The organism is Mycobacterium sp. NTMscope_MAC_12 (assembly GCF_976985675.1).
Genome location: NZ_CDRJYY010000001.1, coordinates 2,126,774 through 2,144,132 on the forward strand (window position 1 = coordinate 2,126,774; position 17,359 = coordinate 2,144,132).

Below are 17,359 nucleotides of genomic sequence, written 5' to 3' on the forward strand. Positions count from 1 at the left end.
CAGTGAGAATTGCTGTCACCGGGGCCAGCGGGGTTCTCGGCCGCGGTCTGGCCGCGCGGCTGCTCACCCAGGGCCACGACGTCGTCGGCATCGCCCGCCACCGCCCCGAAAGCTGGCCGAGCGCAGCTGATTTCGTGGACGCCGACGTTCGTGATGCGGCAGCGGTCCAGCGGGCCCTGACCGGCGCGGAAGTCATCGCGCATTGCGCGTGGGTGAACACGCCGGGGCCCGACGAACGGATCGCCCACCAGGTCAACATCGACGGCACCCGCAACGTCCTCGGCGCAATGGCCGAGACCGGGGCCAGGCGAATCGTTTTCGCGTCCACGGCGCGCGTTTACGGCGGGGGAGATGCGCCGAACACCGAACGCGACGCCTTGGCTCCGGTCACCGTTGACGGCCAGTGCAATGCCCGGGTCGAACGCATGCTCGCGGAATCGGGCGGGGAATGGGTCGCGATCCGCTCCGCGCTGATCCTCGGCCGAAGCGTCGACAACTGGGCGCGCCGGATCTTGGCGCTGCCGGTGTTTCCCGCCCGCTCAAGCGATCGCCGCATGCAGGTCGTCCACCTCGACGACGCGCTTCGGCTGTTCAACCGGGCGATCGTGGAAAACGGAATCGACAGCGGCCCGGTGAATCTCGCCGCCCCCGGAGAGGTGACATTCCGGCAGATCGCCGCCGCGGTGGGCCGCCCGGTCGTCCGGTTGGGATTCGCGCCGGCTGAGCTGGAACTGGCGCAGGCCGCTCCACTCATGGACATCTCGCGGTTGCGCGACGAGTGGGGATTCCGCCCGGCGTGGGAATCCGGCGAGTGTATCGAGGATTTCGCGCTGGCGGTGCGCGGCCGGGTCACCGTGGGCAAGCGGGTGGTGTCGCTGCCGTGGCGGCTGGCCAACATCCAGGACCTACCTTCGGTCGACGCGCCGAGCAGCGACGGCGTGAAACCCAATTTGGCGGGCGCAGCGGGAGATAACGGCGAATTCGACACGCCGATCGACCCCCGCTTTCCCACCTTTCTGGCCACGAACTTATCGGAGGCCCTCCCCGGCCCGTTCTCGCCGGCCTCGGCGTCGGCCACGGTTCGCGGACTGCGGGCTAGCGCCGTCTGCGTCGCCGAGCGGCTACGGCCCGGGGGGCTGATCCAGCGTGAAATCGCCATGCGCATGGTCGCGGTGTTCGCCCACCGGCTGTACGGCGCCATCACGACCGCGCACTTCATGGCCGAAACGGTGCCGTTCGTGAAGCCGACGACGGTTGTGAGCAACAGCGGGTTCTTCGGCCCCAGCATGGCGGCGCTGCCGATCTTCGGTGAGCAGCGGCCGCACGCCGACACCAGCCCCATCCGAAAGCGACTGCGCACCATCCGCAACATCGGGGTATTCGGCGTCAACCTGATCGGGCTGTCCGCCGGCGCACCCCTGGACACCCGCGAATTCGTCGCCGATGTCGACCGCCTGGAGCGCTTGACCGACGGCGATCTCACTCGGCTCGACGATCGTCGATTGCTGAGCCTGATCTCGTTGGCACGGGACCAAGTGGTGCACGGCTGGGTGCTGGCGGCCGGCTCGTTCCTGTTGTGTGCGGCGTTCAACGTGTTGCTGCGCGGTCTGTGTGGGCGCGACACCGCCGCGCCCGCCGGCCCGGAATTGGTCAGCGCGCGTTCGGTCGAGGCGATGCAGCGGTTGGTGGCCGCCGCGCAGCGCGACCCCAAAGTGACAGCGCTGCTGGCGGAACCGGGCGACCGGCTGGACAAGCTGGCCGTCGAGGCGCCGGAATTCCACGCCGCGCTGCTCGCCGAGCTGGCGTTGATCGGTCACCGCGGCCCGGCCGAGCTCGAGATGCTGTCAACCAGCTACGCCGACGACCCCGAGCTGCTGGTCCGGATGGTGACCAGGGCGATGAGCGCGACGGCCGCGCCGGAGCCGCAGCGCGCTCGGATTCCGTTGCGGGCCAAGCCTGTTGCGGCGCTGGCCACCCAGCAGCTGCGGGACCGCGAAGTCCGCCGCGACAAAGTGGTGCGGGCGAACTGGGTGCTGCGCACGCTGCTGCGCGAGTACGGGCGTAGGTCGGTCGAGGCCGGCGTCTTCGGCGCCGCCGACGACGTCTTCTATCTGCTTGTCGACGAGCTCGATTCACTACCGGCAGATGTCGGGGGCCTGGTGGCCCGGCGCCGGGAGGAACAACGCCGGCTGGTGGCGGTGGCTCCGCCGACGGTGTTCAGCGGAAGCTGGCAGCCAACGTCGAACTCGTCGCCCGCGCTGGCGGGCGGGGACACCCTGCGCGGGGTCGGAGTGTGCGGTGGGCGGGTTCGCGGGCGGGTGCGCATCGTGCGCCCCGACACCATCGACGACCTGCAGCCCGGCGAGATCCTGGTGGCAGAGGTCACCGACGTCGGCTACACCGCGGCGTTCTGTTACGCCGCCGCCGTCGTGACCGAACTGGGCGGCCCGATGTCCCACGCCGCGGTGGTGGCCCGCGAATTCGGATTCCCCTGTGTGGTGGACGTTCAGGGGGCGACCAAGTCGTTGCCGCCGGGCGCCCTGGTCGAGGTCGACGGCGCGACGGGCGAAATCCACGTCCTGGAGCTCGCCGTGGACGACGCGCTGAGCTAGTCGAACTCCATCTCCAGACCGACCGGCCCGCTCAACCCCAGCATCGGTTTCCACTGTGCCGTCGCCACGCGGCGCGGGTTGGTCATGCGCCGCGCGAGGACTTTGAGCGCCCCGGCGAGTTCCGTTCGGGCGAGGTTCGCGCCCAGGCAATAGTGGGCACCGCCGCCGAACGTCAGAATGGGCGGCGGGTCCTCGCGGGTGATGTCGAACCGGTCCGGGTGCGGATAGACCTCCGGATCACAGTTGGCGGCAAAGGTATTCACTGAGATGAAGGTGCCGGCCGGAAAGGTGTAGTCGGCGAATGCGACGTCGTCGAGGACGGTGCGCAGGGTGGTACAGACCGCCGGCGAATGGCGCATGCATTCCTCGACGGCCGGCATCGCGAGGTTGGGGTCATCGCGCAGCATCGCCAGCTGCTCGGGGTGATCGCACAGCGCGTGCATGCACGCGGCGAGCTGATTGCGGGTGGTGTCAGTGCCGGCGGACAGGATGCTGAACGCCAGCATGCGCATCTCCGCGTTGCTCAGCCGGTCGCCGTCGTCCTGCGCGCGGATCAGTTCGGAGATCAAGTCGTCGGTCAACCGGCTCCGGCGTTCGGCGATCATGTCGTCGATGTAGGCGTCGAAATCATCCCACGCCCGCATCACGATGTGCTGCTCGTTCGCCAGGTCGGAGTCGAACCGCACGATCTTGAAAATGTCCTCCGCCCATAGCGAAAACTGCTCCCAGTCCTCGGGCGGTGCGCCCAACAACGCGCAGATGATCGGGATTGGGTAGGGCCGGGCGACGTCGGTGACGAAGTCGCAGCGGCCGGCCTCGGCGACCTGATCGATCAACTCGTTGATCACCATTTCGATGGTGTCTTCCATGCGTGCCGACGCCCGCGGTGTGAAGGCCTTGGACACCAGACCGCGCAGGCGCCGATGTTCCTCGCCTTCCATGCCGAGGATGGTGCCCAGCACCCGGTCATAGAGAGGGCCGGAGGTTATCCCGCGAGCCGTCATGTGCATGCCGGGTGGGAAGACGAACCGGGGATCGCGAAGTATCCCTCGGGCGAGTTCGTAGCCGAGCACCTCGGGTCCCAACGGCCCGAGGGCGATCGGAGATCGCTTACGCGCCTCGCGGATCTGTGGGGCGACCTGGTGCACGGTGTCGGTGATGTCGTAGTGCAGCGTGGGGAGGCCGGCGTCGAAGACGCTGGGTGCTGCGGTGTCGACGGTCATGGTGTCTCCTTGGACCGAAATCAGCTGGGTTGGTAGCGCTTTGGTAGCACCTCGATCGGCGCCGAAATGGCCTCGCCGGGGGCCAACTCACCGGAGTCGGGCAAATCCGGCATCAACCTGGCCGTGGACGTATCGGTTATCGCCGCGAAGTTGTCCCGCACCTTCTCGATGGTGAGATCGGCGTCATATATGCCCGTCGTCTGGCCGAACACCCGGATGCCCACGTTTCCCCCGCCCGCCTCGAGGTTGGCTCCGGATACCGGACAACTCTCGTGAACCAGGAACGCCACCGCGGGTGACACCAGGCCGGTCGGAAAGTGATCCTCCATCAGCCTGGTGAAGGCGGACGGGTTGTTGAAATGCCGCATGCGGCCGTAACCGGCGTCGCGCATGTGGGGCCAGGCCGCCCGGCACATCCACACGGTCCCCATCAGGTGCACGTCGATGACGTTGCGAAGGTCGGCGTCGGAGATTTCGTCGAAGTGCGCCATGAAGCAGACTCCGGCATTGTTCACCAGGATGTCGACGCGGCCCCACACGTCCAGCGCCGTCTGGACGACCCGGCGCGCGCCGTCCTCGTCGGCGACGCTGTGCAGGTCGGCGACCGCCTCGCCACCGGCCGCGCAGATCTCGTCGGCCACCTGCTCCGCGTTGGCCCGCAGGACGTTTCGGCCGTCGGGTCCCACGCCGAGGTCGTTGACGACGACCTTGGCTCCTCGCTGGGCGAGCAGCTTGGCGTGCGAGCGCCCGAGGCTGGGCTCCTGGCCGCCGGCCCCGGTGACGATCGCGACCCTCCCGTCGAACCGAAGCTCGGTCATGACCTGTCCGTGGTGAGGATCCGCAGCGGCAATCGCGGCGGGGAGCAGGTTGGGGACGGCCACGTGATCTCGGGCCGGTATCCCGGTGGCAGCTCGAAATGGGCTATCCGCCTTAACCATTCGGTCACGACGACGTTCATCAGATCGTCCAAGTCGAGCCCGGGAATACCGTTCGAGTCACGAGCCTCGGCCATGGCGCCTCCTATCACGGAATGTTGGTCGCCAAGAATGTCAGTGGCAGTCCCAGGATCGACACGTCGTTTTCGTCGAGAAAGGTGCCTTCGCCCTCCATGTGTTGCCGGAAACGCGTTGTCGCGCCGTAGCGCTCGGCGACGGCGTCGGCCCTGGAAGCTTCCGGGACTCCGATGACCACGGTGAACACGCCGTCTCCGTGGCGTTCGAGGAACTCGGTCACCGAAACGGCGACCTCCCCGGTCGACCCCGGGATCGGGCTGATCAGCTCGATGCCCCGATTCCAGTCGAGGTGAATGTCCAGGCCGAGCTCGGCCAGCTGCAGCGGCTCGAAGACGAACCCCAGATCGCTGAACATGTGGGTCACGGCCTCATGTCGTTCCGGTGCCACGGCAAACACGACGTGATGGAGCGAGGGTTCTTGTGTTGTCGTCATGTTGTCAGGACTCCGCGGGGAAGTAGCAGGGGGAGGTCGTTGTAGGTGACGATGCCAGGAGGTGCGGCGACGACGGCGGGTATCGCGGTGATCGCCGGCACGGCGGTGATGGTGAGGCCCAACATGATGTAGTCGTCCAAGGTCGTGCCCTCGAAGTCCGGCGGTGGCAGGAAGCTCAGCGTGGTCTTGATCGTCGGGCGGCCCAGCACCTCGACGGTGTAGCCCATGTCCAGCGGCCAATCCGGTTCCAGCGCTTGCCCCTTGCGCCATTGCCCGCCGATTTCGATGACCTCTCGGCCGGCCGTAATCCCTTTCCAGCGAACGTGGATGCCCGCCACGCAGCCCGTCGCGATGATCCAGTCTCCGGGCAGGTGCAGATCCTCGGCGGTTTGGGCGTACTCGGCTTCACAACGGACCTCGTCGAGCTCGACGCCGAGGGCGTCGGCGAGCAGCAACACGCCGTCGCGGAAGATCCCGGATCCTTTCTCGGTGACCGCCAGTAGGTCCGGATGGTCGATGGGATAGCCGAAGCCCATGGGGATTTCGGTCGCCGGCGAGTTGTAGATCGTGGTATCAAAGGACTCCAGCACCGACACCTTGTCCACCCGCTCAGAGAGTCCCGCCGATACGATGGCGAACAGCTGGACGAAGCCGGGGTTGATGCCGCTGCCGAAAATGCTCGATCCGCCCTCTTGGCAGGCCTGCGCGATGCGATCACGCCCCGCACCGAGGAAATGCCCGGTGATGAACCCGGCGGTGCCCACCACGTTGATGCCCGCACCCAGGATGCGGACCAGCTCGTCGACGTCGGGGAACATCGGGTTGTAGACCACACAGTCCGGCTTGAGCGCGAGCAGCGCCTCAATATCGTTGGTGGCCTTCACATCAAGCGGCTCGATCCCGCACAGTTCGCCGACATCACGCCCGGCCTTCTCCGGCGACCAGGCGTAGCATCCGACAAGCTCCAGCGTCGGGTTGGCGGCGATCGCCCGCACCGAACTCTTGCCGACGTTACCGGTCGTCCACTGAACGACCCGATAGGTCACGGGTGCGTCGCCGCCTGCGCTTGGCGGGCGAGCCGTTCGTCGTGAATCCTGACGAGCTCGCGGAACCCCAGCCGGTGGTACTTCGGTATCGGCTGGATACCCCAGACGTCCTGCGCGGTGGCCTTGCCCTCGGCGCCCTCCGGGGGTCCGAACGGCGGGTAGGGGTACTTGCACTCCAGGGTGTCGTTGGAGTACCGGATCTTCAGCAGCTCACTGCAGATCTGGGTGAGGCTCAGCGTCGGGTAGCCGTAGTAGACCGCCATGAACGGCAGCGTGAAGGCGCCCTCGATCACCAAGGCCACCAGACACACCAGCACGGCGCGCTTGATCCAGGTGTGCATGCGCGCGTAGTAGGGCGTCGTCCCCGGCTCGAGATCGGTGGCCGGGTCTTTGCCTTCGGTGGTGGTCGGTGCGGAAGGACTAGTCATGGCACTGCTCCTTTTAGTCGGAGAAGATTTCGCGATTGACGGTGTGCAGGTACGGGATGGCGAGGAACGGGGTGATGTAGAAGATGTCGTAGAGCCACCATCCGATGACCGGGAACACGACACCGGCGTAGCGCACGTCGGCGAACATGGTCATGTTGAAGACGTAGGCGGACCAGATCACCACGCCCATCCAGCAGGTGACGACCATCCACTGGTGGCCCCAGCGCTTCGTCTGTAAAAACCCGATCGCCGCGGCCACCCGCATCGAGAAGACGGTGAGGATCAGGCCTGCCACATAGGCCTTTTCGCCCGGGCCCGCAGCGCCCCCGATCCACAGCTCGTTGTAGTGCCAGAAGTAGCCGGCGTCGAACATGTTGCCCCACCCGACCATCAGCACCCGGTTGATCAGCGTGTGGTTGGCGACCAGGTCAAGCGCCCACCCAAGACTGTTGAGCATTCCGTCGATCAGGACCAGATAGCCGATGAGGGTCACGATCATGGGCCGAACGGACAGCCCGGCGCGCAGGGCCTGGCGCTGCAGCCACACCCCGCGCATGAAGATGGGAAATCCGATCAGGCCTGGCGCCCACATGCCCATCAGGGCGGCGCCGACGATCATCCACTTGTCGGCGTGGCGCTGAGCCTGGCGTGATTCGTCGTGGTGGTCCTCGAGGCTGCGCGACGCGTCGGTACGGTCCGGCGCGTCTCCCGAATTTCGTTTCAGCAGCGGTACATTCACAGATCCCACCATCCCCGCGCGAACGACATGTAGAGCTGGACTCCGAACATCGCCAGCAGATAGCCGTAGATGAAGATCTGGAAGATGATGAGCGCCCTTTTGCGCTTCTCCTCCTGTCGGTCCATGCCGGTTGCTCCTTTCCCTAGGGCGAACTGTTCGAGGTGGCCAGGCTGGCTGCCGCGACTTCACGCAGACCGTCGGTGACCGCGCCATCGGTGCTCAGCGGCGCGAGTATGCACGCGTCGGCGGCGTCCAATTCGGTTGCGCCGGCTGCGATCAGTTGGGCGGCGGTGACCAGCACCCGCGTCGACGGCGGTTCGAAGTGGAAGGCTTCGTCGGCGGTGCGGATCGCGACCGCGCACCCGACCAGCCGCTGGGCGGTGGCCGACGGGATTCCGGATTCGGCGACGATCACGTCGGCTTCGCGGTCGGGCGGCAGATAGTGCATCGCCAGCGTGACGAACCGTTGGCGGAACGAGGGTTTGAGCTCCTTGAGTGAGCTGCGATAGGCCGGGTTGTACGAACACACCAGCATGAACTCTTCGGGGGCTTTCACCACCTCGCCGGCGCGGTCCAGGTACAACGACCGTCGGTGATCGGTCAGGGAATGCAGGATCGCCAAGGAGTCGTGGCGGGCCTCGACGACTTCGTCGAGGTAGCAGATCGCGCCGGCTTTGACGGCCCGGGTGAGCGGGCCGTCGGTCCAGACGACGTCGCCGCCGGTCACCATGAAGCGGCCGACGAGGTCGGAGCTGGTGAGGTCGTCGTGGCAACTGATCGTGACCACCGGTCGCTGCAGCAGCGAGCCCATGTGTTCGACGAACCGGGTTTTGCCGCACCCGGTCGGGCCGGTCAGCATCACCGGCAGGCGCCGCTGAAAGGCGTGTTCGAACAGCTGAACTTCGTTGCCGTTGGCGAAATATGTGTCGGTGGTCATCTTTTCCTTAATCGGTCGGCATTCACGCTGCGACCAGTTCGCGATGGACATGGGCCAATACCCGCGGTAATTCCTCGATGCGCCGGATCCGTTGCGACCGGCGCGGCCCGAACACCTCCGGAAGGGGGTCGACCCGGGTCGGCCCGACACCCACGTAATACATCGACACCCCGGCCTCGCTGGCCTCCTCGACGGCGTGCGCGGCATCGGCCCAGGCGTAACGGCCCTCGTAGCCTTCATCGGAGATCAGCCCGTCCCCGATGATGATCAGCAGGCGCCGCTCGGAGGCCTGGGCCAGCAGCCGGCTCGTCAAATGGCGCAGCGGCGCACCGAGTCTGGTGTAGCCGCGGGTGGCCAGGCCCAGCCCGCTCGGCGGCACGAACCGGCGGTCCTCGAAGTCCTTCAGGCACCGCACCTCGACGCGGTGACGGGTGTTGCCGGTGAACACGAAAACGCCATGGCGTTCGCGCGCCAGCGTCATGGCACGCGAAAGCGCGTCGGCACAGGCCAATTCGAGCTGGAACACGCGGCCCCCGTGTACCCCCAGCGACGAGCTGCCGTCGAGCAGCAGTGCGGTGGCGACGTCGCGGCTGCTGGGCAGCAGGTCGCGGAACACCCTCGGCTCCTTGGCCTCGCCCGTCGTCAGGTCGATGTAGTGGTTGACGTACTGGTCGACGTCGAGGTCCGAGCCGTCTTCGAGGCGGCTGGTCATTGCACGGTGGGTGTGCTCTTCGAACCACTTGCGGACGTCGACGGCCACCGGCACCGGACGGCGCAGGCGCCGGCCGTCGGCGTGCTCGACGACAGCGACGTGGTCGTGCATGAATCGCTGTGTCCACATGTTCCACTCGGGATAGGGAATCCCGGGCCGGTGTTGGGGTGTGACGTCGAGATCGTTGTCCTGCGGCCGGCTCGGCGGCGGCAGGTTCGGGTTGCGGACACCCCCATCACCGCCGACCGGAACCGAGTATGGCCGCGGAAGACGCTTCTGCGTGGCGGTCCACGGCATCCGCCCGAAGCTGCGTCGCAACCTATCGGTCAATCCCTGGGGCGCCGTGTAGGCGAGCGGCAAGGCACCCAACAGCGGAGGGATCGCCAACTCCCGGCCGGTGGCCGCCAATCCGATTGCCCTATCGAGCATCTGGGCGCCGTCCATGTCCGCGGCTTCGGGGTGGACGCCGGGGAGCAGCCGTTGGACCTCGGGAAGCAGGCCGGGCCACCGCGACGCGATCCAGCCGAGGGCGACGCCGCCTTCGACCAGCGTGAGCGCGCGCAGTTCGCGCGCGGATAGCTCGTTCAGCCGAAATTCGGTGACGCGTTCCTTCGATGGCGAGCATTGCAGGGCCACGCCGCAGGTCAGGGTTCTGCGGGTCCAGTCGGGGGCGGCGGGGTAGGGGACATGGACGAACGTGAGCCCCGCGTTCAACCCGAAGCCCCGCCGCTCGCCGGTGACGAGCCGCACGCCTTCGCGGCGCTGCTCGCTCAGCGCGACCGCCGTCACCGCGCAACTGCGTTCCAGCGCCATCGCGTGGCCGTCGGAATGCTCAGTCATCGGCCCAATCCCGCGCTCCCCGAACCCCGGTTCAGAACGTGCCGATGTTGGAGAACAGCCAGTACCAGAACCAGATGATCAGTCCGGTGCCGCCCCACGCGGCGACGTAGCGAAGAATTTCCCAGACATAACCCACGATGTGACCTCCTCGGTGACGTGGTCAGGTGATGCGTGCTGAGGTGTCGAGAACTCTCGTGAACCGAAGGCGCGTACGGCATTTCAGTCGGAGAAGAGTTCGCGGTTGACGGTGTGCAGATAGGGGATGGCGAGGAACGGGGTGATGTAGAAGATGTCGTAGAGCCACCAGCCGACGACCGGCAGCACGACGCCCGCGAAGCGCACGTCGGCGAACATGGTCATGTTGAACACGTAGGTGATCCAGATGACCACGCCCATCCAGCAGGTGATGACCATCCATTGGTGGCCCCATCGTTTCATCTGCAGAAAGCCGATGGCCGCGGCGATCCGCATGGTGAAAACGGTCAGGATGAGGCCGACCTCCAGGGCCTTCTCGCCGGGTCCCGCCGCGCCGCCGACCCACAGCTCGTTGTAGTGCCAGAAGTAGCCGGCGTCGAACATGTTGCCCCAGCCGTTGAGCAGGACGCGGGCCAGAATGGTGTGGTTCGCCACCAGATCAAGGGCCCAGCCGACGGTGTTGATGGCGGCGTCGATGATGACGAGGTAGCCGAGCAGGGTGACGAGCATCGGCCTCACCGAGAGGCCGTCGCGTTGCGCCCGGCGCAGCAGCCGCACGCCCCACAAGAACAGCGGCAGGCCGAAGATGCCAAGGGCTGCGGTGCCGATCAGCAGACTGCCGGAGATGAGCCATTTGTCGGCCCGGCGCTGCGCCAATTGTGAGCGTTCCATGTGCTCGTCGATGGCCAGACCAGGCGGGGCGGAGCCGGGCGATCCGGTGGCTGCACCTATCCCGGAATCGCGCTGATGCAGCTTCGGCAAATTCACGAACCCTCCCCGCCATCGACACTGATTGGATCGGCGAGTGCACTATAACAGGCTGACTACAGTCAGCAGAAGTAGCGGACGAGGTCGACGGCGATGTCTCGGTGGAGTCCGCCCGTATTCTGGCAGTTACCGAGTGCCGCAGGGCCAGTAGGCGTGGTGGGCGCCGCTGCCCGCGGCGTGGCGCCCACCTGCTAGCACTGACGAAAGTCAGCTGGTAATCGTTGACACGCCCTTCGGCCGAAGCCTACGCTCAGCGAGCGCGCAGGCGTTCTGGCCATGCAAAGGAGTAGCGATGACGCTCAAGTCGCCGGCCGAGAAGAAGTATCGCGTAATCCAATGGGGCGTCGGCAATGTCGGGACGATCGCGCTGCGTCATTTTGTGCACAACCCGGCCTATGAACTGGTCGGAGTCCTGTGCAATCGTCCGGAGAAGGTCGGCAAGGACGCCGGTGAGCTCTGCGGCAAGCCGCCGACCGGTGTGCGGGCGACCACCGACAAGGATGCCATCGAGGCACTCGATGCCGATTGCGTGTTCTACGCGCCGTTATGGTCCGACCCCGATGAAGTGTGTCGTTTACTGCGCGGTGGCAAGAATGTCGTCGCGTCGGGTGGGGCGTGGTGGTATCGGACTGAGCACAGTCAGGCGGACATCGACAAGATCGATGCCGCGTGCCACGAGGGTGGGACGTCGTTTCATGCCGGCGGTGTAAACCCGGGGTTCGCTGGAGACCTGCTCGTCCTGACGCTGGCCCGAATCGTCAGTCAGATCGACACTATTCACATCTACGAGGTGGTGAATTTCGGGCGGGACACCCTCAAGTACCTGTATGAGATGGGAATGGGAAGCGATCCGGCCGGGTTCGAGGATGGCCCCAATCTGTTGGGGCAGGCATGGCCCTTGTTCGCGCAGTCGATGGCCATGGTTGTGGAGGGAATGGGCAAAACAGTCGAGAAATACACGACTGAGGTAGAACTCGGGACTGCCACGCGCGACATCCCGTTCGAGGGAGGGGAAGCCAGCGACATGCCAGGCTTCAAGGGCGTGATCAAGAAGGGCACCGTCGCCCGCCAGCATCACAAGTGGACGGCGTGGGTGGACGGTAAGCCCCTCATCGCTTTTCACGAGATCTACACGATGGACACCTTCGACGCCATTGAGCCGCAGGAGGATTGGCCCCAGCACTACCACTACCGGATCGTGATCGAGGGCGATTCCTCCACCGAGCTGATCCTGCAGGGGGCACAGGACCCGAATGGCGGCTACGCGCTGCCCGGCTACACCTGGACCGCGATGGGCCCGGCGAACGCGATACCCGCGGTCTGCGACGCTCCACCGGGGTTCATGTCACACAAGGAACTCGGGCTGATGCCGCTGCGTGGCGTGATACGGCCCTAGCGGCGGGTCAGGGCTTCAAACTTCGCAACGTCCTCGCGACGAAGTCTTCCAGCAGGGTGTGGCCGGTCGGCCAATGGTTGGTGGTGATCAACAGGGCGTAGAGGCCCAGCAAGAAGAACACCGCGCTGTTCATCGGATTGACGTGCCGATCGGTCTCACCGCGTTCCTGCGCCAGCGCGATTTCCTGGGCCACCAAGACGATCAACGGGTGATCTCGGCCGTCCTCGGTCTGCGGGCGGGTTTGGGAGAAGTGCAGCGCGAGAAAGTCATTGAAGAGCCGATCGCCCAGCCGACGTTCCAGCCCGACCACCAGGCGGACCGCCTCATTCAAAGCGGAAGCAAGGTCGTGCTTGGACTTCAGGAATTGGGCGAACTGCTTGGCTATGCGATCCTCTTCGCGGCGCTCGAGCTCCAGCAGCACGTGCTCCTTGGTGGGGAAGTGGAAGAAGAAGGTCCCGTGCGCGACTCCTGCGGCGGCCACGATGGCACTGACATCGGCCTCGGCCATGCCGGCTCGGGCGAACTCCGCGATCGCGGCGCCCATCAATCGCTCCCTCGTCTGCAGGCGCTTTGCTTCTCGTGCCGACAGCCGATCCGTCACAGCCATTTCTTTCCTCACGGTTGACCCGACTCGTGCGAGAGTTGCGGGGCTCAACGGCTCATTATGCCGTGTCCGCACCAGAAAGGCTTGCATAACTTGATCATTCTCAGATAATCGGCGGCGTTACCGACGTCGATTGCGCAGATTCGTTGACTTTAGTCAGCTTGGTTCATAGATTGAACGGCGCACACCACGCGCGATCGAAGGAGCTCGGCATGGCGTTGGAACAGTTCCAGCTTGATGGGCAGGTCGCGATCGTGACGGGCGCCGGGAAGGGTGTCGGGGCGGGCATTGCCCGGGTCTTGGCGGAGGCCGGCGCCACCGTTGTCGGGACCGCACGCACCGAGGCGGATATCGTTGGCACGATTGAGGGTATCGAGGCCTCCGGCGGCAAGGGGTTGGCGCTCGTGGCGGACGCGATGAGTCGTGCCGACGGAGAGCGCGTCGTGAACACGGCCATGGAGCGGTTCGGGCGCATCGACATTCTCGTCAACAATGTCGGCGGCTCCACCTATGCGCGGTTTTTGGACATCACCGACGAAGACTTCCGGCACACCTTCGACTGGTGTGTGACATCCGCGTTCATCATGAGTCAACTCGTCGCCCCGCACATGCTCGGGGCGGGGCGCGGATCCATCGTCAACATCTCGTCTGGGTCTGCCCGGTTCGGCATCCGGGCCTTGACGGCCTACTGCGTCGCGAAGGGCGGTCTCGAGGCGCTCACCCGCGCCATGGCACAGGAACTCGCGCCGAAGATCCGCGTCAACGCGATTGCGTTGGGTTCGTTCGCCACCGATGGTCTACGGGGCAGCTTGGACTTGATGCCCGGGTCGCTCGAGAAAATGCAGGAGGCCACGCCGCTGCATCGGCTCGGTGACGTCGAGGATCTCGGACGGCTGACGGTCTACCTGTGCACGCGCGACTGCTACGCGACCAACGCGATCTTCCACGTCGATGGCGGCATCGACTCGAACAACTCGCCGCTGCCAATCCCCGATTACTGACCTGGACCGCGATTCAACGCGTCATGATGGGTCATCGCCCACGGTCGGAAGGATGAGGGTAAGTGCGCAGAGTCATACAGTTCTCCACCGGAAACGTGGGCCGGCATTCGTTGCGGGCCATCATCGGCCGACCGGATCTGGAACTGGTCGGCGTGCACGCCGCCAGCGCCGACAAGATCGGCAAGGACGCGGCGCAGCTCTGCGGGCTGGACGAGCCGACCGGCATCATCGCGACCGACGATATCGAGGCGCTGCTCAATCTTGGCGCCGATTGCGTGGTCTACACGTCTCAGGGTGAGACGCGGCCCATGGAAGCCATCGAACAGATGGCCAAGTTTCTCGCGGCGGGCATCAACGTTGTTGGTACGTCGATGGTCTGGCTGGTGACGCCCCGCCATGCCGACGACTGGTTGCGAGAGCCGTTGGAGCGCGCGTGCGCGGCAGGCAACGCCTCGCTCTACGTCAACGGCATCGACCCCGGCTTCTCCGGCGATACGCTGGTGCATTCGGCGGCTAGCCTGACCACGCGGATCTCGTCGATCACCGTGCAGGAGATCTTCGACTACGGCAACTACGACGATGCCGAGTTCACAGGTGCGGCAATGGGATTCGGAACCACGCCGGACGACGACACGCCAATGATGTTTCTGCCCGGGGTGATCGTGGCGATGTGGGGTGGTCAGGTCCGCAGTCTGGCCGACCATCTCGACATCGAGCTCGACGACGTGCGCCAGCGCTGCGAACCGTGGTATACGCCAGAACGCATCGAGTGCACGATGATGACGGTGGAGCCGGGGCAGATGGCCGCGGTCCGGTTCGCCACCGAGGGCGTGCGCGACGGTGAACCGGTCATCACCCTCGAGCACGTCACCAGGCTCACCCCGGCCGCCGCGCCCGACTGGGAGTTCCCACCCGAGGGCCATACCGGGGTGCACCGCGTCGTCGTGGAGGGCGAGCCGCGCGTGGAGATCAACACCCACGTCTCCCATCCGTTGCTGGATTCCACTGACGCAGGGTGCATTTCGACGGCGGGGCGGGCGGTCAACGCGATCGACTGGGTGTGCAACGCGCCCCCGGGGCTGATCGGTGTCGAAGACATCCCGCTCTCGGCGACGATGCGCGGGTTGATGTGGAACGAGCACTGAACTGACCACCGCGGCTCCAGGACGCGTCGCCGGTAAACGCATTCTGATCACGGGCGCCGCCCGCGGTATGGGCCGCGGCCATGCGTTGCGGCTCGCCGAGGAAGGCGCGGACCTCATCGTGCTGGACATCTGCGAATCGTTGCCGCAGATCGAATACCCCTTGGCCACAAGGCAGGAGCTTGACGAAACGGCAGAGATGGTGCGCAAACTCGGCCGTCGCTGTATGAGCTACGTCGTGGATGTCCGTAACGACGAACAGTTGCGCGATGCGGTCGACGACGGCGTCGCGGCACTGGGCGGGCTGGACGGCGCGGTCGCCAACGCCGGCGTGTTGACGGTGGCGCCGTGGGACAAGACGACTGCCGATCAGTGGCGCACGGTGGTAGACGTCAACCTGATCGGGGTGTGGAACACCTGCGCGGCCGCGATACCGCACCTGCTCGAGCAGGGCGGAGGCAGCCTGGTCAACATCAGCTCGGCCGGCGCCCTCAAGGGCTTTCCGCTGCAGACGCCCTACACGGCGGCCAAACACGGCGTCGTCGGCTTGACCCTGGCCTTGGCGAACGAACTCGCGGCACAGAACGTGCGCGTCAACACCGTGCTTCCCACGGGCGTCCCCACCGGAATGGTCCCCGCATCGTTCGGGCCTCTCCTGGGCGAGCAGCGGTCCGATCTGATCCCCATCTTCGTCAACGCGATGCCCACGCCCGCCGTCGAACCCGCCGACGTGAGCAGCGCGGTCCTGTTCCTGCTCTCGGACGAGTCCAGATACGTGACGGGTCTGCAGTTCAAGGTCGACGCGGGCGTGACCATCAACTGAAGCGAAACTCGCCCGATGCGGATTTGCCCGGCGGCCCACAAAGTTTGCGTGTTCGTGCTGCGTCGCGCCGGGGTAAGGGATACAAATAGCTGACCGCAACAAGGAGGGCTCATGACCAACGTCCGGACGTCCGCGGTCGGTCTGGCGGCCACCGCGATGCTGCTCAGCGCTGCAATGGCGGGCTGCGGCGAGGACAAGAGTTCGACGGCGCCATCGGGCTCGACGTCGTCGTCGAGTTCGGCCGTGTCGTCGAGCCCCTCGCTGTCACCGGGGGCGCCGGCGGACTACAGCTCGTTGCTTATCAAGCCCGCCGACGTCGGCCCCCGCGCCACCGCTGACGGGCCGCCCAGTCAGAATCCGGGCGGCATCGTCGGCGTCGGGCAGGTCTTCAAGAACCCCGACGGCAAGCGCACCATCGTCGACACGGTCGCCGTCTTTCCCGATGCGGCGACGGCCGACCAGACGGCGGCGAATATGCGAGACGTCGTCGGCAAGAAGGTCAACGGGCAGCAGCAGCCCATCGATGTCGGCTCCAACGGGTTCATGGTGATCGGGCAGAGCAGCGACCCGGCCAACCCGATGGAGATCTCCGAGGCGGTATTCGTCGAGGGCAGGGCCATGGTCGACCTGGAATCCGACTGTGTCATAGGCAATCCCACGCCGGCCGACATCCTGCTTGATCTCGCTCGCAAACAGGACGCTGCGGTCAAGGCGGGCCTGCCGGCTAATTGATCGGGCGGTCTTTCAGAGTGGCCAGCCGTCCGGCTGCAGCGTGTAGCGCAGTTCGGCCGCCGGGGGCAATGGCCGTCGCTCATCGACCGATATCGCGTCGACAACAAGGGCGACGTAGCGTCGCCAGCCGTCGCTGTCCGAATCCATCGTCGAGAGCACGCTGAAGAGCATCGCTATCAGGCGAGGCAGGTCGTCGCTGACCAGATCCGCGCGGATCCTGCCGAGCCGCTGGCCTTCGCGGGCAAGCTCGGCGAGTGCGGCGTTGAGCGGCACCGAGATGTCGGACGTGAGGGACCCGGCCCGGCGTGCGGCGGCCAGCAGGCTGTGTTCGCGGGCGCCGAGCGCGATCGCCGCTTCGATCAGTTGGGTCAGGCCGCGTAGCGGATCCTTTGCGCGGCGGGCGCGGTCGATCACCGGGGTGAGATCCTCGGCGATGCTCTGTTCCAGCGCCGCCAGGACGAGGTCCGCCTTGCCGGGGAACCGGCGGTAGAGGGTTCGTTCGCCGACGCCGGCGCGGCGGGCGACCGCCTCCACCGGAGCGTCCGGGCCCAACTCGCCGTAAACCTCGCGCGCCGCGCGCAGTATGCGCTCGACGTTGCGCGCCGCGTCCGCCCGCAACGGCCGGTCTTCCACCGCGGTCATTGTGACAGCGTAACTGACGGTTGACTACCGACAGCCGTCGCTTTACGCTCTACAACTGGCAGATAACTGACAT

Annotated in this window: 18 protein-coding genes; 6 read left to right on the forward strand and 12 right to left on the reverse strand. The window is 66.1% G+C overall.

The window, feature by feature from the left end:
- The first annotated feature begins 2 nt into the window (after positions 1–2).
- Entirely contained in the window at positions 3–2,612 is a 2,610-nt protein-coding gene (locus AC0KS4_RS09705) for a sugar epimerase family protein (protein WP_238957959.1), read from the forward strand.
- Here AC0KS4_RS09705 and AC0KS4_RS09710 read toward each other — a convergent pair.
- From AC0KS4_RS09710 to AC0KS4_RS09755, 10 genes are all read right to left on the reverse strand, one after another.
- Entirely contained in the window at positions 2,609–3,835 is a 1,227-nt protein-coding gene (locus tag AC0KS4_RS09710; RefSeq protein WP_238957960.1) for a cytochrome P450, read from the reverse strand. The genes AC0KS4_RS09705 and AC0KS4_RS09710 overlap by 4 nt on opposite strands.
- 20 nt (positions 3,836–3,855) lie before the next feature.
- Positions 3,856–4,653 carry an SDR family NAD(P)-dependent oxidoreductase gene (locus AC0KS4_RS09715; RefSeq protein ID WP_238957961.1) on the reverse strand — a complete coding sequence of 266 codons (798 nt, stop codon included), beginning with the start codon at positions 4,651–4,653 and terminating at the stop codon, positions 3,856–3,858.
- Between the two features lie 205 nt (positions 4,654–4,858).
- The gene (locus AC0KS4_RS09720) at positions 4,859–5,281 is read right to left on the reverse strand and encodes a VOC family protein (protein WP_238957962.1); all 423 of its coding nucleotides are present in this window, start codon (positions 5,279–5,281) and stop codon (positions 4,859–4,861) included.
- Entirely contained in the window at positions 5,278–6,327 is a 1,050-nt protein-coding gene (locus AC0KS4_RS09725; protein WP_238957963.1) for an NAD(P)H-dependent amine dehydrogenase family protein, read from the reverse strand. Before AC0KS4_RS09725 ends, AC0KS4_RS09720 begins: the two co-directional genes overlap by 4 nt.
- Positions 6,324–6,755, reverse strand: a complete 432-nt coding sequence (locus AC0KS4_RS09730; RefSeq protein ID WP_238957964.1) for a hypothetical protein — start codon at positions 6,753–6,755, stop codon at positions 6,324–6,326. The genes AC0KS4_RS09725 and AC0KS4_RS09730 overlap by 4 nt, the downstream gene beginning before the upstream one ends.
- Before the next feature lie 13 nt (positions 6,756–6,768).
- A complete protein-coding gene (locus AC0KS4_RS09735; protein ID WP_238957965.1) occupies positions 6,769–7,494 on the reverse strand; it encodes a hypothetical protein in 726 nt (241 codons plus the stop codon).
- Positions 7,491–7,619 carry a hypothetical protein gene (locus tag AC0KS4_RS09740; protein ID WP_007770904.1) on the reverse strand — a complete coding sequence of 43 codons (129 nt, stop codon included), beginning with the start codon at positions 7,617–7,619 and terminating at the stop codon, positions 7,491–7,493. The genes AC0KS4_RS09735 and AC0KS4_RS09740 overlap by 4 nt, the downstream gene beginning before the upstream one ends.
- A 17-nt stretch (positions 7,620–7,636) precedes the next feature.
- Positions 7,637–8,431, reverse strand: coding sequence for a CbbQ/NirQ/NorQ/GpvN family protein (locus AC0KS4_RS09745; RefSeq protein WP_238957966.1), 795 nt, complete (start codon positions 8,429–8,431; stop codon positions 7,637–7,639).
- Positions 8,432–8,453: 22 nt separating this feature from the next.
- Positions 8,454–9,983: a nitric oxide reductase activation protein NorD gene (locus tag AC0KS4_RS09750; RefSeq protein ID WP_238957967.1), complete on the reverse strand. Its 1,530-nt coding sequence runs from the start codon at positions 9,981–9,983 to the stop codon at positions 8,454–8,456.
- A 219-nt stretch (positions 9,984–10,202) separates the two neighbouring features.
- Complete coding sequence (locus AC0KS4_RS09755) at positions 10,203–10,850, reverse strand: hypothetical protein (RefSeq protein ID WP_095532428.1); 648 nt, start codon at positions 10,848–10,850, stop codon at positions 10,203–10,205.
- Positions 10,851–11,238: 388 nt separating this feature from the next.
- On the opposite strand from AC0KS4_RS09755, the gene AC0KS4_RS09760 reads away from it, so the two are divergent.
- Positions 11,239–12,342, forward strand: coding sequence for an NAD(P)H-dependent amine dehydrogenase family protein (locus AC0KS4_RS09760; RefSeq protein WP_238957968.1), 1,104 nt, complete (start codon positions 11,239–11,241; stop codon positions 12,340–12,342).
- A 7-nt stretch (positions 12,343–12,349) separates the two neighbouring features.
- Here AC0KS4_RS09760 and AC0KS4_RS09765 read toward each other — a convergent pair whose 3' ends face one another.
- Positions 12,350–12,949: a TetR/AcrR family transcriptional regulator gene (locus AC0KS4_RS09765; protein ID WP_225326896.1), complete on the reverse strand. Its 600-nt coding sequence runs from the start codon at positions 12,947–12,949 to the stop codon at positions 12,350–12,352.
- 209 nt (positions 12,950–13,158) lie between these two features.
- On the opposite strand from AC0KS4_RS09765, the gene AC0KS4_RS09770 reads away from it, so the two are divergent.
- The 4 genes from AC0KS4_RS09770 to AC0KS4_RS09785 all read left to right on the forward strand — a co-directional run bounded on the left by AC0KS4_RS09770 (position 13,159) and on the right by AC0KS4_RS09785 (position 16,644).
- Positions 13,159–13,947, forward strand: a complete 789-nt coding sequence (locus AC0KS4_RS09770; RefSeq protein WP_225326812.1) for an SDR family NAD(P)-dependent oxidoreductase — start codon at positions 13,159–13,161, stop codon at positions 13,945–13,947.
- A gap of 62 nt (positions 13,948–14,009) precedes the next feature.
- The gene (locus AC0KS4_RS09775; RefSeq protein ID WP_238957969.1) at positions 14,010–15,092 is read left to right on the forward strand and encodes an NAD(P)H-dependent amine dehydrogenase family protein; all 1,083 of its coding nucleotides are present in this window, start codon (positions 14,010–14,012) and stop codon (positions 15,090–15,092) included.
- A 1-nt stretch (position 15,093) separates the two neighbouring features.
- Complete coding sequence (locus tag AC0KS4_RS09780; protein ID WP_275254809.1) at positions 15,094–15,912, forward strand: mycofactocin-coupled SDR family oxidoreductase; 819 nt, start codon at positions 15,094–15,096, stop codon at positions 15,910–15,912.
- Positions 15,913–16,023: 111 nt separating this feature from the next.
- On the forward strand, positions 16,024–16,644 hold the full coding sequence (locus tag AC0KS4_RS09785; protein ID WP_238957971.1) for a hypothetical protein: 621 nt from the start codon (positions 16,024–16,026) through the stop codon (positions 16,642–16,644).
- A gap of 12 nt (positions 16,645–16,656) precedes the next feature.
- Here AC0KS4_RS09785 and AC0KS4_RS09790 read toward each other — a convergent pair whose 3' ends face one another.
- Positions 16,657–17,286, reverse strand: coding sequence for a TetR/AcrR family transcriptional regulator (locus tag AC0KS4_RS09790; RefSeq protein WP_238957972.1), 630 nt, complete (start codon positions 17,284–17,286; stop codon positions 16,657–16,659).
- Between the last annotated feature and the right edge of the window lie 73 nt (positions 17,287–17,359).

Coding starts and splice junctions, on each gene's coding strand:
- AC0KS4_RS09785 (WP_238957971.1), top strand. CDS start 16,024: ATGACCAACGTCCGGACGTCCGCGGTCGGTCTGGCGGCCACCGCGATG.
- AC0KS4_RS09760 (WP_238957968.1), top strand. CDS start 11,239: ATGACGCTCAAGTCGCCGGCCGAGAAGAAGTATCGCGTAATCCAATGG.
- AC0KS4_RS09750 (WP_238957967.1), bottom strand. CDS start 9,983: ATGACTGAGCATTCCGACGGCCACGCGATGGCGCTGGAACGCAGTTGC.
- AC0KS4_RS09765 (WP_225326896.1), bottom strand. CDS start 12,949: ATGGCTGTGACGGATCGGCTGTCGGCACGAGAAGCAAAGCGCCTGCAG.
- AC0KS4_RS09710 (WP_238957960.1), bottom strand. CDS start 3,835: ATGACCGTCGACACCGCAGCACCCAGCGTCTTCGACGCCGGCCTCCCC.
- AC0KS4_RS09715 (WP_238957961.1), bottom strand. CDS start 4,653: ATGACCGAGCTTCGGTTCGACGGGAGGGTCGCGATCGTCACCGGGGCC.
- AC0KS4_RS09730 (WP_238957964.1), bottom strand. CDS start 6,755: ATGACTAGTCCTTCCGCACCGACCACCACCGAAGGCAAAGACCCGGCC.
- AC0KS4_RS09745 (WP_238957966.1), bottom strand. CDS start 8,431: ATGACCACCGACACATATTTCGCCAACGGCAACGAAGTTCAGCTGTTC.
- AC0KS4_RS09740 (WP_007770904.1), bottom strand. CDS start 7,619: ATGGACCGACAGGAGGAGAAGCGCAAAAGGGCGCTCATCATCTTCCAG.
- AC0KS4_RS09720 (WP_238957962.1), bottom strand. CDS start 5,281: ATGACGACAACACAAGAACCCTCGCTCCATCACGTCGTGTTTGCCGTG.
- AC0KS4_RS09770 (WP_225326812.1), top strand. CDS start 13,159: ATGGCGTTGGAACAGTTCCAGCTTGATGGGCAGGTCGCGATCGTGACG.
- AC0KS4_RS09755 (WP_095532428.1), bottom strand. CDS start 10,850: ATGGAACGCTCACAATTGGCGCAGCGCCGGGCCGACAAATGGCTCATC.
- AC0KS4_RS09790 (WP_238957972.1), bottom strand. CDS start 17,286: ATGACCGCGGTGGAAGACCGGCCGTTGCGGGCGGACGCGGCGCGCAAC.